Origin of the sequence: Xanthomonas sp. A1809, assembly GCF_017746015.1 — a bacterium.
In the GTDB taxonomy this organism is placed as follows: Bacteria; Pseudomonadota; Gammaproteobacteria; order Xanthomonadales; family Xanthomonadaceae; genus Xanthomonas; species Xanthomonas euvesicatoria.
In genome coordinates this window covers 109,244-124,488 of record NZ_JAGHWZ010000018.1, presented here as the reverse complement: position 1 = coordinate 124,488, position 15,245 = coordinate 109,244, and the positions used below count along the sequence as shown (strand labels likewise).

Annotated in this window: 13 protein-coding genes; 5 read left to right on the top strand and 8 right to left on the bottom strand. The window is 63.9% G+C overall.

The window, feature by feature from the left end; genetic code table 11:
- Positions 1 to 30: 30 nt before the first annotated feature.
- The 3 genes from flgC to J7396_RS20280 all read right to left on the bottom strand — a co-directional run bounded on the left by flgC (position 31) and on the right by J7396_RS20280 (position 2,121).
- Positions 31 to 438, bottom strand: a complete 408-nt coding sequence (gene flgC, locus J7396_RS20290) for a flagellar basal body rod protein FlgC (protein WP_005914451.1) — start codon at positions 436 to 438, stop codon at positions 31 to 33.
- A 3-nt stretch (positions 439 to 441) separates the two neighbouring features.
- Entirely contained in the window at positions 442 to 843 is a 402-nt protein-coding gene (flgB, locus tag J7396_RS20285) for a flagellar basal body rod protein FlgB (RefSeq protein WP_003482950.1), read from the bottom strand.
- A 333-nt stretch (positions 844 to 1,176) separates the two neighbouring features.
- Positions 1,177 to 2,121 carry a chemotaxis protein gene (locus tag J7396_RS20280; protein ID WP_209262011.1) on the bottom strand — a complete coding sequence of 315 codons (945 nt, stop codon included), beginning with the start codon at positions 2,119 to 2,121 and terminating at the stop codon, positions 1,177 to 1,179.
- Positions 2,122 to 2,471: 350 nt separating this feature from the next.
- On the opposite strand from J7396_RS20280, the gene flgA reads away from it, so the two are divergent.
- The 4 genes from flgA to J7396_RS20260 all read left to right on the top strand — a co-directional run bounded on the left by flgA (position 2,472) and on the right by J7396_RS20260 (position 5,235).
- Positions 2,472 to 3,116: a flagellar basal body P-ring formation chaperone FlgA gene (gene flgA, locus J7396_RS20275; protein WP_008575794.1), complete on the top strand. Its 645-nt coding sequence runs from the start codon at positions 2,472 to 2,474 to the stop codon at positions 3,114 to 3,116.
- 66 nt (positions 3,117 to 3,182) lie between these two features.
- Positions 3,183 to 3,494, top strand: a complete 312-nt coding sequence (gene flgM / locus J7396_RS20270; RefSeq protein ID WP_003482943.1) for a flagellar biosynthesis anti-sigma factor FlgM — start codon at positions 3,183 to 3,185, stop codon at positions 3,492 to 3,494.
- Between the two features lie 15 nt (positions 3,495 to 3,509).
- Positions 3,510 to 3,842, top strand: a complete 333-nt coding sequence (locus tag J7396_RS20265) for a flagella protein (protein ID WP_003482942.1) — start codon at positions 3,510 to 3,512, stop codon at positions 3,840 to 3,842.
- A gap of 166 nt (positions 3,843 to 4,008) precedes the next feature.
- Entirely contained in the window at positions 4,009 to 5,235 is a 1,227-nt protein-coding gene (locus tag J7396_RS20260; RefSeq protein ID WP_008575791.1) for an ATP-binding protein, read from the top strand.
- 114 nt (positions 5,236 to 5,349) lie between these two features.
- On the opposite strand, the gene J7396_RS20255 is transcribed toward J7396_RS20260, so the two are convergent.
- Both J7396_RS20255 and J7396_RS20250 read right to left on the bottom strand, forming a co-directional pair.
- Positions 5,350 to 7,071 (bottom strand): EAL domain-containing protein, encoded by a 1,722-nt coding sequence (locus J7396_RS20255; RefSeq protein ID WP_209262010.1) that lies wholly within the window; start codon positions 7,069 to 7,071, stop codon positions 5,350 to 5,352.
- A gap of 3 nt (positions 7,072 to 7,074) precedes the next feature.
- On the bottom strand, positions 7,075 to 9,207 hold the full coding sequence (locus J7396_RS20250) for a PAS domain S-box protein (protein ID WP_029819371.1): 2,133 nt from the start codon (positions 9,205 to 9,207) through the stop codon (positions 7,075 to 7,077).
- Positions 9,208 to 9,327: 120 nt separating this feature from the next.
- Between J7396_RS20250 and J7396_RS20245 the strand changes: the two genes are divergently transcribed.
- The gene (locus J7396_RS20245) at positions 9,328 to 12,114 is read left to right on the top strand and encodes an EAL domain-containing protein (RefSeq protein ID WP_209262009.1); all 2,787 of its coding nucleotides are present in this window, start codon (positions 9,328 to 9,330) and stop codon (positions 12,112 to 12,114) included.
- 468 nt (positions 12,115 to 12,582) lie between these two features.
- Here the strand turns inward: J7396_RS20245 and J7396_RS20240 are convergent, their stop codons facing one another.
- The 3 genes from J7396_RS20240 to J7396_RS20230 form a co-directional block, all read right to left on the bottom strand.
- Positions 12,583 to 13,266, bottom strand: a complete 684-nt coding sequence (locus J7396_RS20240; RefSeq protein ID WP_008575787.1) for a hypothetical protein — start codon at positions 13,264 to 13,266, stop codon at positions 12,583 to 12,585.
- Positions 13,267 to 13,546: 280 nt separating this feature from the next.
- Positions 13,547 to 13,831 carry a hypothetical protein gene (locus J7396_RS20235; protein ID WP_011347295.1) on the bottom strand — a complete coding sequence of 95 codons (285 nt, stop codon included), beginning with the start codon at positions 13,829 to 13,831 and terminating at the stop codon, positions 13,547 to 13,549.
- Positions 13,832 to 13,917: 86 nt separating this feature from the next.
- Positions 13,918 to 15,195: a methyl-accepting chemotaxis protein gene (locus J7396_RS20230; RefSeq protein WP_014090132.1), complete on the bottom strand. Its 1,278-nt coding sequence runs from the start codon at positions 15,193 to 15,195 to the stop codon at positions 13,918 to 13,920.
- Positions 15,196 to 15,245: the final 50 nt, after the last annotated feature.

Below are 15,245 nucleotides of genomic sequence, written 5' to 3'. Positions count from 1 at the left end.
ATTCCGTTGGTAAGGGTCAGCTAGGAAGGGTCAGCGACCCATGGTGAGGGTCGCGAGCGCCAGTTCCTTGGCGGTATTGAGCATTTCCACGCCTGCCTGGTAATTGCGCGAGGCGGAAATCATGTTGACCATCTGCGAGACCGGATCCACGTCGGGCGAGAACACGTAGCCGTCGGCGTCAGCCAGCGGGTGGCCGGGTTCGTAGCGGCGGATCGGCGGCGCATTGGTGGTGGTGATCTCCTTGACGTTCACCGAGGTCAGGCTGGGGTCCTGGCGGCTTTGCTGGGCCTGGAAGATCGGCTCGATCGGCTTGTAGGTCGCCTCGGCCGAGCCTGCGACCGAATCGGCGTTGGCCAGGTTGGAGGCAATGGTGCTCAGGCGCACCGACTGCGCGTGCAGCGCCGAGCCGGCCACATCGAAGATGGGAAGATTGCTCATGACTTATTGGCCCGTGATCGCGGTGAGCATCGAGCGCACCTTGGATTCGAGGAAGCTCAGCGACGCGCGGTATTCCAGCGCGGCGCGGCCGTAGGCGGCGCGTTCGGCATCGGGATCGACGGTATTGCCGTCAAGGCTGGGCTGATCGGCTTCGCGGGTGAACTGGAAGGGGTTGAGCCCGGCGCCGCCGCCCACTTCGTAATGCTTGGCGTCGGTGGTCTGCAGCAGACCGCCATCCTGCTCGCCCTGCGCCGACTTCAGCGCCGCCTCGAAGTTCAGGTCCTTGGCCTTGTACCCGGGCGTGTCCACGTTGCTCAGATTGCTGGCAATGAGCTTCATGCGCTGCTCGCGCAGCGTCAACGCGTCGCCATGGACGCCGAGGAACGAAGAGAAGGGGCTGGACACGGTGCTCTCCCGCGAAGTGTTGCCAGGGAGAAAGCAATGTTTGTGCCAATCGAGTGGTACGGGCTATGGAACGCGGAGAAGGATCGGCGCTGCCGGCGCACGGCAGCTTGCTGTCCGGAAACGCGATGGCCACGCCATCCGTCGCGGAATTGGCGCGGTCACACTCACAGGCCGGAAGGTTCGACAGTCCCGAGGCGCAGTCTGGCGTCAGCAGATGTGACGTCGGAATCGCGTGGACGCGCTTGCCTCACCTTTCTGCGCTGCAGTGCTTTTGCAGCTGGGCAGCACCTTGTGGCTGCCATCGGCTCCGACCCGGCAGCCGCTTGGTCTTGCTCAGGCCGCTTCTGCGACCACTTTCAGGCGGGCCAGCACATAGTCGGCCAGTTCATGGGCGCTGTACTTGGCCACGAAGGCGTTGGCGCCCACCTGCTCGACCATGGCGTTGTTGAACACGCCCGACAGGGAGGTGTGCAACAGCACATACAGGCCTTGCAGGCCCGGCGTGCGCCGGATTTCCGTCGTCAGCGTATAGCCGTCCATTGCCGGCATTTCGATGTCGGAGATCACCATGGCGTAGCGGTAGGCCGGGTTTTCGCCCGAGGCGGCCACCTGTAGCAGGTGATCCAGCGCCTGGCGGCCATCGGACAGCAGGGTGGCCGAAACGCCCAACTGGTCGAGCACGCTGCGGATCTGCTGCCGCGCCACGCGCGAATCGTCCACCACCAGTACCTGGAACTGGCGGTCGTAGGCCACCAGCTGCAGCGAGGGATCCAGCTGCACGTCCTTGCTCACCTTGGCGATATCGGCCAGCACGCTCTCCACGTCGATGACCTGGATCAGCTCGCCCTGGAAACGCGTCACCGCCGTCAAATAAGTGGCTTCGGCACCCAGTTCCGGCGGCGGGTGGATATCTTCCACCGCGATATTGACGATGCGTTCCACTCCGCTGACCAGAAAACCCTGGACCGAGCGGTTGAACTCGGCAACGACCAAATAGCCGGGACCGTTTTCCGAATGCGAATCGCGTTCCGGGTGGCCGATGGCCAGGCCCAGATCCAGCACCGGCACCGAGCGCCCGCGCACGTCGGCCACGCCGGCGAACTCGGTCGGCAAGCCAGGCACCTGGAACAGTTCCGGCCGGCGCAGCACTTCCTGCACCTTGAAGACGTTGACGCCAAAAAGCTGGCGTCCGCCCAGCCGGAACAGCAGCAGGGCCAGTCGGTTGTGGCCAGCCAGTCGCGTGCGCTGGTCGATGCGGTTGAGCAGATCGTGGGTCATGGGGCAGATATCGACAGCGCCCTCTGGAAACTTGAGGGCTTTATGGTTGGTCGGGGCGCTGTTGGGATTGGGGATTGGGGATTCGCTCAAGCGCCGGGATGAGGTGATTTGGGATTAGGGATTCGCTTAAAGCGTGCATTAGCGAGTTTGTCTGCCGCTGCTGCTTCTGCATCCTTGAGAGCTCGGTATGGTTGTCGAAGAGATCCGGTCGGTGAAGGGGCTTCGGCAGTGGATAAATGAATCACCCGCAAGGCCGCTTTTACGAATCCCCAATCCCGATTCCCCAATCCCGGCAAAAAACAGGCACGCCGCTTGCAACGCCTGTCCCGTCTTCCTCCGGATCTGGTCCCATGCGCCTGCTCCTGCTTGTCATCTTGTTGGCTGCCGCTCCGGCCTGGGCCCAGAGCTATCAGTCCGTCGATTCCATTCGTGCTGCGGCGCTGGCCACCGTCGGCCCGGACGCCGAGGCCGAGGCCACGCTCGATCCGGGCCTGCGCATGCCGGCTTGCCCGATCGCGCTGCAGGCGCAGCCCACCGGCACCAATACGGTGGAAGTGGCGTGCCCGCAGCCGGCCGGCTGGCGCCTGTTCGTGCCGTTGAAGGTGCGTCGCAACCAGGACGTGCTGGTCTTGCGCCGCGGCATCAGCGCTGGAGAAACCATCTCGCTGGCCGATATCAGTATCGAGAAGCGTGACGCCGCCCGCATCGTCGGCGCGGTGCTTGCCGACCCGGTCGCTGCGGTGGGCAAGACCGCCCGCCGCGTCCTGCCGGCCGGCTCGCTGCTCTCGGCCAACGATCTGGTGACGCAGCGGCTGGTCCGGCGCGGCGACACCGTGCCGCTGGTCTCGCGCAATGGCGGGCTGGAGGTGCGCATGAGTGGTCGCGCCCTGTCGGACGCCGGCGAAAACGAGCGCGTATCGGTGGAAAATTCGTCCTCGCGCCGGGTGGTGCAGGGCATCGTTGAAGCGAGCGGAACCGTTGTGGTCTCCAGGTAAAAAATTTCTATAAAGTTTTTTTTCTGGGTGCCGTTATCCCCTACGACCTGTAGAGGAGTTCCTGACATGACCCAGAAAATCGAAGGCAATCTACCGACCGCTGCCACTCTTCGCACCACGGCCACCAGCAGCAAGATCGCTTCGGCCGGCGAAGACCGCGCGTCTCCGGTTGCCGCAACCCCGCCGACCGACAGCGTCAAGTTGACCGGCGAAGCCACCAACCTGCAGAACCTGCAGCGCGAGCTTTCGCAGTCCTCGGCGATCGACACCGGTCGCGTCCAGGCGGTGAAGGATGCATTGCAGAACGGCAGCTATTCCATCAACCCGGACGCCATCGCCAGCCGCATGATGGATCTGAATCAGCAACTGGCGGGTTGATCCCCGACGGAAAGGATGAACGTGAACGAGTTCCTGCAACGTCTCAGCGATGCGCTGGCCGGCGAACGCCAGGCATTACTCGAGAACGACATCGATGGGCTGATGCGACACACGCAGGACAAGCTGTCGGCGCTGCAAGCGCTGGAAGCGGCGATGCCTGCAGGCGAAGAAGAGCGGCTGCGTGAGCTGGCCGAAGCCAACCGCGCCAATGGCGCGCTGCTGGCACGCCGGCGCCGCGAAGTGAACTGGGCGCTGCGTCACCTGGGCCGCACCGAAAGTGCGCCGTCCTACGATGCCAAGGGGCAATCGAGCGTGTTGCGCGGCGGGCGTTCGTTGGCAGTGGCCTGAGTTGCAGGCTGTTCTGCAGCACGCCGGGCTGCAGATGGTGCGGCAAGCCTGGGCGAGCAGGCAGGTGCCGTTGGCTCTGCGTCCCATCGCCGGGTAATGCAAGACGACAATACGGAGCGTCAATGGTTCGGCGTATATTGAGGCATCCTCTACGCCGCCTGCTCCCGTGACCGCCAAGTTTTTTCTCAATCAAGCCTTACTGCCTTCCCCGGATATCCTGCGCGCCTTCGGCGACCAGATGATGGAGGGGCTGCTGCTGTTCCGCGCAGACGGAAAGCTGATTCTGGCCAATGCCATCGCACGCCAGAGCCTGTGCAAGGAAGACCCCACCGACGATCGCAATCTGGGCGAGCGCATTTCGCAGGTATTGCCATCGGACGCACTCAATCAGGCGCGTAGCAAGGGCAGCTGGACCGGTAGCCTGCCGGTCGCCGACCGGGTGGTCATCGCGCATCTGTATTACAACGAAGAGTCCGGGCCCGGGCATTTTCTGGCGCTGTTCCACAACATCGAAGGCCAGCAGGATTACGAGCGCGAGCTGCAACAGCGCCATGCCGAATTACGCCAGGCCTATCTGCGCCTGAACGGTGCGCAGGACAAATTGCTGCAATCGGAAAAGATGGCCTCCATCGGCCAGCTGGCCGCAGGCGTGGCGCACGAAATCAACAATCCGATCGGTTATGTGCACTCCAATCTGGGCAGCCTGCAGGAATATCTACGCAGCTTGTTCACCCTGATCGAAGCCTACGAGCGCGCGCTGCAGGCGCCGGATCCCAAGGCGCTGATTCCGGAAATCGACGAAATCCGCAACCGCGCCGACATCGACTTCATCAGCCGCGATCTGCCGCAATTGATGGCCGAATCGCGCGAAGGCATCGAGCGGGTGACCCGCATCGTGCGCGACCTCAAGGACTTCTCGTACTCGGACCGGTCCGAGTCGTGGAAGATGGTCGACCTGCATGCGGGTCTGGAATCCACCATCAACATCATCTGGAACGAGCTCAAGTACAAGGTCACGCTGGAGCGCAACTACGCCGAGTTGCCGCTGGTGGAGTGCCTGCCATCCGAGCTCAACCAGGTCTACATGAACATGCTGCTCAACGCCGGCCAGGCCATCGTCGAGCGCGGCACGATCACCGTGACCACCGGTCGCGACGAAGCAGAAAACGTCTGGATCCAGTTCCAGGACAGCGGTGCCGGCATCGCCCCGGATCTGTTGCAGCGCATCTTCGACCCATTCTTCACCACCAAGCCGGTCGGCAGCGGCACCGGCCTGGGCCTGTCGATTTCCTACGGCATCATCAACAAGCACCACGGCCGCATCGACGTGGAAAGCACGCCAGGGCAGGGTGCCAGTTTCAGGATCACGCTACCGATCCGGCAGCCGCGCTGACGCGCTGGGAATCGGGAATCGGTAAGGTAGCTTTTCGCTCGCTTGATCTGGTTGCGTGTCTGAGAAGCAACAAGACGCAGAGGTCTGCTCTACCGATTCCCCAATCCCGATTCCCTATTCCCGGCCATTACGCAACTCATCATGCGTGCGGAATGCCTGGCGAATGTGCTCGCGCAGCTCGTCGTCGTTCCAGGGCTTGGTCAGGAAACGGTAGATCGCGCCGCGGTTGATGGCCTCGGTGACGGTGGCCAGGTCGGTGTAGCCGGAGAGCACCAGGCGCACCGTGTCCGGGTAGAGCATCTTGACCCGGCCCAGGAACTCGGTGCCGCTCATGTCGCTCATGCGCTGGTCCGACAGGATCACCTGCACATCGTTGGTGGCCAGCAGGTCGAAGGCGTCGCGCACGTTGCCGGCTGCCAGAATCCGGTAACCGTCGCGGCGGAACAGCCGCACCAGCGAGCGCAGCACGTTTTCTTCGTCGTCCAGCAGCAAGAGCGTGCGGTCGGGGCGGCTTTCGGCAAATGATTCCGGGCGCAGGTAGCGGCGACGCAGTGCCATGCCGGCCGACTCGGCCGACATCGGCTCGCCGAACAGGTAGCCCTGGAAGATGTCGCAATCGTTGCGGCGCAAAAAGCCCAGCTGCGCCTGCGATTCGACGCCGTTGGCAATCACCGTCATGCCGAGCTGGTGGCCCATGGCGATGATGGCACGCGCAATCGCCGCCTCGCGGCTGCCGGCCGGTGCGCTCTTGATGAAGCTGCGGTCGATCTTGAGCCGGTCCACCGGGTAGCGCACCAACGCGCTCAGGCTGGAATCGCCGGTGCCGAAGTTGTCCAGGCTCAGGCTGATGCCTTCGTTGCGCAGATTGGCCATCGTCTCGTGGACGAAATTGACGTTGTTGGTCAGCGCGCTTTCGTTGATCTCCAGCGTGACGAACTGCGCCGGCACACCGGCGGTCTGCAGCATCGCCATGACTTCGTTGAAGAAGCCCGGGCGCAACAGCTGCAGCGTGGAAACATTCACTGCAATGCTGAAATCGTCGAAACCCTGGTCTCGCCACAGCCGCGCCTGGCGTACTGCGTTCTGCAATACCCATTCGCCGATCTGCACGATCACGCCCAGGCGCTCGGCGGTACGCATGAAGCGTTCCGGCACCAGCATGCCCAGGGTGGGCGATTGCCAGCGCAGCAGCGCTTCCATGCCCACGATGCGGCCGTCGCGCGCACTCACCAGCGGCTGATAGCGCAGGCGCAATTCGCCGTGCGGAATCGCATCGACGATCTGCCGCGCAATGATGCTTTCGCTATGCGCGTTGGTGGCCGAGTTGCGCGTGTACAGCCGCACCGTGTTGCCGCCTTCGCGCGCGGCCTGGTAGCTGGCTTCTTCGGCGTAATCCAGTAGCGTGGACAATGAGGTGGAATGTTCCGGACACAGGCTGATGCCGACCTTGCCGGTCATGAACAAGGTATACGGCAGCACCGACAGCGGCAGTTCCAGTTGCTGGCGGATTTCCTCGGCAAAATCTTCCGGCAGGGGCGTGTCGTCGCGGCGCACCGCTACAACCACCATTTCATCGCTGCCGTGGCGCCACAGCTTGCCGCGCGTGCCGAGAAATTCCTGCAGCCTGCGCGCTGCCAGCGTCAGCGCCTGGTCGCCGACCTCGCCACTCATGTTCTCGTTGATCGAGGCGAAGTGATCGATATCGACGTGGAAGATCATCAGCGGCGGGCCGCCGGACGCGGCCGCATCCACCAGGTGCAGCAATTCGGGGTTGCCCGCGCCAAGCCGGGTGGGCTTGACGATTTCCAGTCCGGGCGGGATTGCGGGACTCCACATGACTCAACGTCCACCATCGTCGTGGACGGACTCGCCGACCGGGTGATAGGGCAGGCGCAACGTCACGCGCGTGCCTGCTCCGGGGGCTGATTCTATCGCGAGCGTGCCGCCGACGGTTTGCGCACGCTCACGCATCACGATCAGTCCCAGCCCACGCGGACCCTCCGGCTCGAACCCATCGCCGTCGTCGCTGACTTCCAGGCGGAAACTGTCGCCATCGATCGAATGCAGACGCAGGTGCACTTCGCCGGCGCAGGCGTGCCGCAACGCATTGGTCAGGCTTTCCTGCGCGATCCGGAAGCAGGCCTGTTCGATCTCGTTGCCCGGCCGTTCCTCGAGTGCCTGAATATCGAGCTCCAGCCGAACCTGCGAGGCGCGGAACAGCATCGATGCCTGCCAACGCAGCGCTGCCTCCAGGCCCAGGGCATCGAGTTGTGGCGGGCGCAACAGCATCGACAGATTGCGCAGCTTGGTCACCGTGGTGTCGGCCAGCGACACGACTTCCAGCAAGTCCTCGCGGCGCGCGTCCGCGTCCGGCTCATCCAGGGCTGCGTGCGCAGACAACTTCATCGCAGTGATCGCTTGCCCGATGTCGTCATGCAGGTCGCGCGAGATGGCACGCCGCTCATCTTCCTGCAACGAAAACAGACGTTTGGCCATCGCCTGCAGTTCGGCATTGCTCTCGGCCAGGGCATCGCGCATGCGCTCGGGTTCGCTCAGATCGCGCACCACCAGCAACTTGCAGCTGCGTCCGCCGTAGCGGATGTCGCCGGCCGACAGACCTGCGTAGAAGGTGCTGCCGTCGCGACGACGCATGGCGCGTGCGCTGGAGACCGGCTCATTGCGATCGCTGCCTGCGCGCAGGTATTCGCGCACCACCGGCAGGTCGTTGTCGCCCACCAGGGTCTGCAGTGGTTCGCCCAGGATGGTTTCGCCATGGAAGCCGAACTGGGCCGAGCCGGCCGCGTTGGCGTACATCACATGCTCGTCGGCGAGAATCAGCACACCGTCGGGCAGCACGCGCACCAGTTCGCGAAACTGCTCCTCGCGTTCGCGCAGCAGCCGGCGCGATTGCTCGCGTTCGCTCACGTCCTGCAAGGTGCCGTGCACATGGCGCACGCCGCTGGGACTGGTCACGCTTTCGGCGCGCAGATGCACCGTGCGCGGTTGCGAATCGCCACCGGTCAGCGGCAGCAGCACATCGATCTGCACCTCGCCACCGGTACACATGTCTTCGATCATGCGTTCGATGCGCACCTGGGTCGCGCTGTCGGAGGCGGTCAGCAATTCTTCCAGCCGATGCTCACGACGGTGCATCGGCACGCTGCGCCCCAGAAGGCGGTAGACCGCCGGCGAATAGCGCCCCAGGCCGGTGGTGCGATCCAGTTGCCAGGAGCCCAGCCGCGCGATGCTCTGCGCCTCTTCCAAGCGTTCGAGCGCCTCGTCGCGCAGATCCTGCGCCCGGCGCTCTTCGCTACGGTCTACGGTGACGACCAGGCGGGCAGGGCCGCTGGCCAGATGCAGCTGGTTGCTGCGCACCTCGACATGCCGCGGGCCGCTGCGCGTCATCAGGTCTTCGTTCAACACGCAGGTGGCATCGCCCTTGCCACGGATCTGCGCAATGATCTCTTCCAGCCGCTCGCCATCGGCATTGGGCCAGATCGCCTGCAGCGTCTGCTGCAGGAACTCGTCGCGCTCCCAGCCGAAGAATTCCAGCGCCGCCGGATTGGCGTCGAGGATGCGCATGGTGGCCAGGTCGTAAATGAAGGCCGGGCTGGGCAATGCCAGGAACTTGGCTTGCAGCAACGCCTCGGACTGCGCCAGCTGGGCGTACTCGTCCACGATCAAGCCGGTAAAGCGGCGCAGCACCAGGTGGATGACGATGCTGGACAGCACCAGAAAGCTCGCATCCGACCAGCGCTCCGGCATGGCGGCGCCGGCCAGGTTGAGCAGCCGGTTACCCAGCAGCAGCCAGATCACGCCAACCAGCAGGTACAGGCCGGTCAGTGTCCACAAGCCTTGCTGCAGGCGCTCGGCCAGACGGAGGCAGGAGACGGGGGCAGACGAAAATGCGGGCGCGGCGACGGGCTGTTGCATGGATCCGCGGACGACCTTGAGTGCTGGCGATGCGGCCATCTTAGCCGCAACTCGGGCCGGTTCGGTCCAGCTCGCAACAGGTGCCTCAACTATTGGCCGGCACGGCCGTTATCCATTGCGACTCCGAAGGCCGGGGTCGATTCTTCGGAGTGTTCCAGAGTGGACTCAGGCGTCATTGCAAGCATGCTGCAGCACCCGCTGACCTCGGCGGTGGTGTTGTTGGATGCGCATGGCCAGCCTCTGGCGGCCAACCGCGTTGCACAATCCCTCGGATTGCCGGCAACCCTCGGCGCATACGCCGATGTGTTGGAAAGCAGCCGTGCCCAATTGGCCGAAAGCGGGGGCATGGCGCCCTGCGTATTGCCAGGCACCGGCGGCGGGCGGCTGGAGGGCTGGCTGCGTGCGGTCTGCGACGAGCACGGCCAGATCATGGCATTCACCCTGAGCATTCCCGAGCCCAAGGGTGCCGATGGCACCAGTCGCTGGGAGATAGGCCTGGACAGCGCCGATCATGGCTTGTGGGATTGGGATATTCCGGCCGATGTGGTGTACCGCTCCGAGCGCTGGACGCGCATGCTCGGTTATTCCGAGCAGCCGCTGCCGAACAATCTCACTGCCTTGTCCGGGCTGATTCATCCGGAAGACCATGCGCATGTCAGCGCGGCGGTGCAGGCGCATCTGGAAGGCCGTACCGATACCTATGTGGCCGAATTTCGGCTACGCCAGCACGACGGCCAGTGGCGCTGGATCCTGGATCGCGGCCGCGTGGTATCGCGCACCGCCGACGGACGTCCGTTGCGCATGGTCGGCACGCATACCGACGTGCACCATCACAAATTGCTCGAGCAGCAGCTGCGCGATCAGCAGGCACAGCTCGAAGAAGCCCAGCGCATTGCCAGCATGGGAAGCTGGAGCTGGGATTCGCATCACGATGCGCTGTGGGTGTCGCAGGATTTCCTGCAACAACTCGGCATGACCCAGGTTCGTCTGCAAGGCATCCGCGACATCCTGCGCCTGCTGGCTGGGCCTTCGGTTGCGCAGCTGCGCAGCGCCTGGCGCAAGATCAAGCACGAAGGCATGCCGGTGCACTTCGAGATGGAGATCAACGGCCTGCTCGGTGCCAACCCGCATCATCTGCGCGTGTGGGCACAGCCGGTGTTCGATGGCGACGGCAGCATGGTGCGCGTGCTTGGCCAGCTGCAGAACGTCACCGAACAACGCCAGACCGACGCGCTGATCCGTTGGCGCACCGAGCTGCTCAATCGCGTGTCCGCGTTGGGCAAGATCGGCGGCTGCGAGATCGAGGTCGACACCCGGCGCATGCAATGGACCGAGGAGTGCTATCGCATTCACGGCCTGCGCAAGGAAAACATCACCCTGGAGCAGGCGCTGTCGCTGTATACGCAGGATTCGCGCGACGCTTTCGAGGCCGCGCTGCTGCGTATCTCCGATGGCGGCCTGCCCGAGCAGCTGGAGCTGTGTTTCTATCGCAACTCCGGCCAGCGTGTCTGGGTGCAGGTGCTGATCGAACTGGATCGTCGTGAGGGCTTGCCGCCGCGGTTTGTTGCCTTGTTCCGCGATATCACCCGCGAGCGCGAAGCCAACGAGCGCATCGAGCTGCTTGCCCATTACGACCGTCTGACCGGTTTGCCAAACCGCTTCTTGTTGCGCGAGCAGGCAGAAAACGCCATTCGCGAAGCGAGCGAGCGCGGCCAGACATTGGCAATGCTGCTGATCGATCTGGATGGCTTCAAGAGCATCAACGATTCGTTCGGCCACGCCACCGGCGACAACCTGCTCAAGCTGGCCTCGTCGCGCCTGCATCAACATCTGCGTAATAGCGACCTGTTCGGCCGCTTCAGCGACGACGAATTCATCGTGCTGCTGCGCGATATGTCCGAGCCCGAAGATGCCGGCCACGTGGCGCGCAAATTGATTGCTGCGCTCGGCGAGCCGCTGCGCAAGGAGCACGTCACCCTCAAGCTCGGCGCCAGCATCGGCATCGCGCTGCAGGGCGAAGGGCTGTCGGATTTCGACAGCCTGTTGCGTGCCGCCGACGCGGCGATGTACGCAGCCAAGGAGTCCGGGCGCAATACCTACCATTACTACAGCCAGGACGTGCTGCTGCGCGCGCAGCGCCGCCTGGAGCTGGAGCATGCGCTGCAAGGCGCGCTCGAGCGCGAAGAATTCACGCTGGTCTACCAGCCGCTGGTCAACACCGTGGACGATGCATCGCCGGCGATCGAAGCGCTGATGCGCTGGAATCGCCCTGGCCATGGACCCTGCAGCCCGGTCGAATTCATCCCGATTGCCGAAGAATGCGGCGAGATCGTGCGTCTGGGCGAGTGGGTCATCGGCGAAGCGTGTCGTCAGGCCGTGGTCTGGGATCGGGCCGGGCTGCATTTCAGCCGCGTTGCGGTGAATGTGTCTGCGGTGCAATTGCGCGAACGCGGCTTTGCCGAGCGCGTGCTGGAAATCTGCCGCGACAATGGCTGGTCGCCTTCGCGCCTGGAGCTGGAGCTGACCGAATCTGCCTTGATTCGCGACTCCGATTCGCTACGCCGCTGCTTCGAATTGTTCGAACAGAACGGCGTGCTGCTGGCGGTGGACGACTTCGGCACCGGCTTCTCGAACCTGCATTACCTCAACCGGTTCCCGGTGCAGCGTTTGAAGATCGACCGCAGCTTCGTGCAAGGCATGCTCGACGACGCCAACACGGCCGAAGTCACCCAGGCCATCGTCCATCTGGGGCATGCCCTGGGCATGCAGGTGGTCGCAGAAGGCGTGGAAACCGTGCAGGAAGATGCACTGCTGCGCCAGCAGGGCTGCGACGAAATCCAAGGTTACTTCTACTCACGCCCGCTATCGCCGCGCGACATGGCGCAGTGGTTGCGCGAAGCCGACGCCGGCATGCGGTTGGGCGCACGGCTGGTGATTGCCAGCTAAGCCGCTGACCTGCTGGCTGCGCATATGTGGTGTCGCGCACGATCACCCAGTGATGTGATCGGCTCCGTGCCGCTGCGGTACGAGGACAGGCGACAGCTTTGCTGCTTGCCTGTTGCTGGCGATCTGAGCCAAATCCCTACGTGATGTCCAGCACGTGCATCGCAAGCGGCGCGGATCGCGCCTGCTCATCCCACGGGGTATTGGCACTTTCTGCTGCAGACACCTAGATGGGGTCGTTGCTGGCCAGGGGCACAGTCCGGTCCAGACGCATCGCCTAATGGATCAATGCGGGATGTTATGGATCTCCCCGGAAGCGATTGGAGCATCCTCCGAACGGATCCAGAATGGCTCGATGGCGCGACGAAGAACCAGGGCTGTTGTCCCGTACGTGCATGCATGACTGCCGGCGTAGCCGTTTCACCCGGTAAGCATCGACTGATGCAGTGTGATCAATCGACATCCTACCGGTCATTCCGGTTCGAACAACAGCTCGCGCCTCCAGAGCAGCGGTGTGCGCGCTCGCCGTTGATCCGGGAAGAAAAGCGACAGATAGCCGGCCGCGATCGCACGGCTGCGAAGTTTCAAGCCAACGCCTTCCGCTGTCACCACGGTGACCCCGGTCACCGTGCCTTGCGGATTGACCTGCATTTCCCAGATAAGGCGGCCATGCCACTCGGCCGGTGGGATCGCTGCGTCATAGTTCGGGCGGCCGACGACATACGGTGTTCCCGGATCATTCGACAGGGGTGAGTCTGCCAGCCTGGCATGGACCTGCAGCGTCTCTTCCCCCGTGCGCCCGTCTCCTGTGCTAGCGCGAAATGTCCATAGGCCAGGCTTGCCTCCCTGGCCCAGATCGGCATCGTAACAGTGCTTGACGCCACGGTAGTCGGGGTACTGGTGGCTCGACACTTCCTGCCCGGAGGCATCGAAGGCCTTCACTACCAACCCACCTACATCGGTCTCGGCGAGATTGGTCGCGACACACACCTGGTGAGTGTGCTGACCATCGGTCAAAAACTGGATGGTTTGCTGGCGGGCAATCGAATGAGGTGGGCGGGCATCCCAGAGAAATTCGAGATACACCTTGTCATCTGCCGCAGTGGCCGAGTTAGAAAAGGCTGCCGCACACAACGCCAGGCAACGGATTTTCATGACATCCAGCGCTCAGTCCGAAGAAGGCAGCATGCTGATCGCCCGGGTTGGTGACGGGCTCAGGAGGAGAGGTGGATGGTAGAGGCCTTGGCCAGACCTGACAAACCACCGCCGGTGTGAGCGCGTCTCGGCCGGGCAGGGGGACAAGGAGCGCGTGCGCACGGCATCAGCGCTCCCGGGAGCAGCGAAAGCAGTGGACGGCTCAGAAAGCTGAGATCGGGCAGTTCAAACAACACAGCAGGGCGCCTGCCGAGGCATGCCCCGCTGTGCGGCGCTGGGCTTACCGCGCCGATCCGCTGACCGCGGCACCATCCAGACCGAGATCCCAGGCCACGGTTGCAAACAGCAGTTCTTCTTCGCTGCATGCACGGCGCGGGTTGATCAGGGCCAGCAGCTCCGCGCGTGCGCTGTGTTCCAGCCGTTCCAGCGCGGCCGGCATGCGGACGCGCCGCAATGCAGGCCTGGCCGCATCGCTTTGCGCGATGCGCTCGGCCTGTGCGGCTGCCAATGCAGCGGCCTGCAGTGCGGCGGTAGGGGCATCGATGGTCGGGGCAACAAGCGTCATGGGCGGAACACCAGGTCGTAACGGAACGACAAATCCCCGGAAGGCCGGGGAATGTCGGAATCAGCAGCTGCGTGGCGGCATCGGTCTTAGAACAACTCGACCGTGCCGGCACCCATGCCTTGCTGCGCCACCGGCTTGTGCGGCGGGCGCTCCCACTCCACGCGCATGTCGCGAAGGCGGTTGGACACCTTGGCCAGCGCGGCGACCAGGTCGCTGTCGTACACGCCGCCATTGCGATGCAGCAGTTCCTGCAGCGCCACCGCTTCGCGGTTGATCGCGGTCAGGCGATCCAGGTGGGTGTGGATACCGCTCAGCGTCTGCGTGGCGATGTCCTCGAACTGCAGGGCACGCACCGCTTCGGCCACGCTGCCATCGATCGAGCGTGCGCATTCGGAGATCTCGCGCATGCCATCGCCCAACGAGGCGTTGATCTGGGCGACGTTCTCCAGCATGGCGGCCGATTCATGGCGCGCCTCGCGGGAGCGGTCCATGTGGCGCGAGGCCAGCTGCGAGACCGTTTCACGCACCTTGGCGATCGATTCCTTGGAGCTGTGTGCCAGCTTGCGGATCTGCTCGTTGAAGGTGGTGGAACGCTCGGACAGGTTGCGCACCTCGTCGGCAACCACGGCGAAGCCGCGACCGGCTTCACCGGCACGCGCTGCTTCGATGGCGGCGTTCAAGGCCAGCAGGTTGGTCTGGTCGGCAATCGACTTGACGTCTTCCAGCAGCGCGAAGATGCCATCCAGATGCTGCGCCATCTCGTCGATGTGATGGACGGTATTGGTGCTTTGGCCGCTCACCTGTTCCAGCGCTTCCACCAACTGCTCCATACGGGAGCTGGCGTGCTGGGCGAAGCGGGCGACGTCGACGCCGGCGCTGCCATCGTCACCGGCGCGGTCGACGATGCGGGCCAGTGCCTGGCTTTGCTGACGCGATTTGCGATTCATCGCTTCGAAGCTGCCACCCAGGCCGGACACGGCCTGGCGGATCAGTTCGCGGGCACGCTCGACTTCCGAGCGCGAACCGTCGACTTCGTTGCTGACGAACGTGCGCAGTTCGTTGAGCAGTTGGTCCTGCTCGCGCAGGATGCGGGCCTGGTCCGGATTAGGCCGGAACTGGGAATACGTCACCCAGGCAGCGAAACCCAACCAACTGAGGGTCATGGTCGCCAGGATCGCCCAGCGCACCGAAGCGGGCCAGTCGAATCCGACAGCGAAGGGGAACAGCAAGGTCAGAGCCAAAGGAGCGGCTAGACGGATGAGTGGACGTGAATACATGGGCGTTCTCGGCAGAGTCACGGTTGCTGTATCGGCACTGCCCCCGTTGTCTTTAGCGACGATCGCCACATCGCCTGGCCCATTCAACCGCCGTTGGCGCGCGTCAGCGGCCGCTAGCGCGCAGATGCAGGCGGCTT

Coding starts and splice junctions, on each gene's coding strand:
- flgC (WP_005914451.1), bottom strand. CDS start 438: ATGAGCAATCTTCCCATCTTCGATGTGGCCGGCTCGGCGCTGCACGCG.
- J7396_RS20280 (WP_209262011.1), bottom strand. CDS start 2,121: ATGACCCACGATCTGCTCAACCGCATCGACCAGCGCACGCGACTGGCT.
- flgA (WP_008575794.1), top strand. CDS start 2,472: ATGCGCCTGCTCCTGCTTGTCATCTTGTTGGCTGCCGCTCCGGCCTGG.
- flgM (WP_003482943.1), top strand. CDS start 3,183: ATGACCCAGAAAATCGAAGGCAATCTACCGACCGCTGCCACTCTTCGC.
- J7396_RS20265 (WP_003482942.1), top strand. CDS start 3,510: ATGAACGTGAACGAGTTCCTGCAACGTCTCAGCGATGCGCTGGCCGGC.
- J7396_RS20255 (WP_209262010.1), bottom strand. CDS start 7,071: ATGTGGAGTCCCGCAATCCCGCCCGGACTGGAAATCGTCAAGCCCACC.
- J7396_RS20250 (WP_029819371.1), bottom strand. CDS start 9,207: ATGGCCGCATCGCCAGCACTCAAGGTCGTCCGCGGATCCATGCAACAG.
- J7396_RS20240 (WP_008575787.1), bottom strand. CDS start 13,266: ATGAAAATCCGTTGCCTGGCGTTGTGTGCGGCAGCCTTTTCTAACTCG.
- J7396_RS20235 (WP_011347295.1), bottom strand. CDS start 13,831: ATGACGCTTGTTGCCCCGACCATCGATGCCCCTACCGCCGCACTGCAG.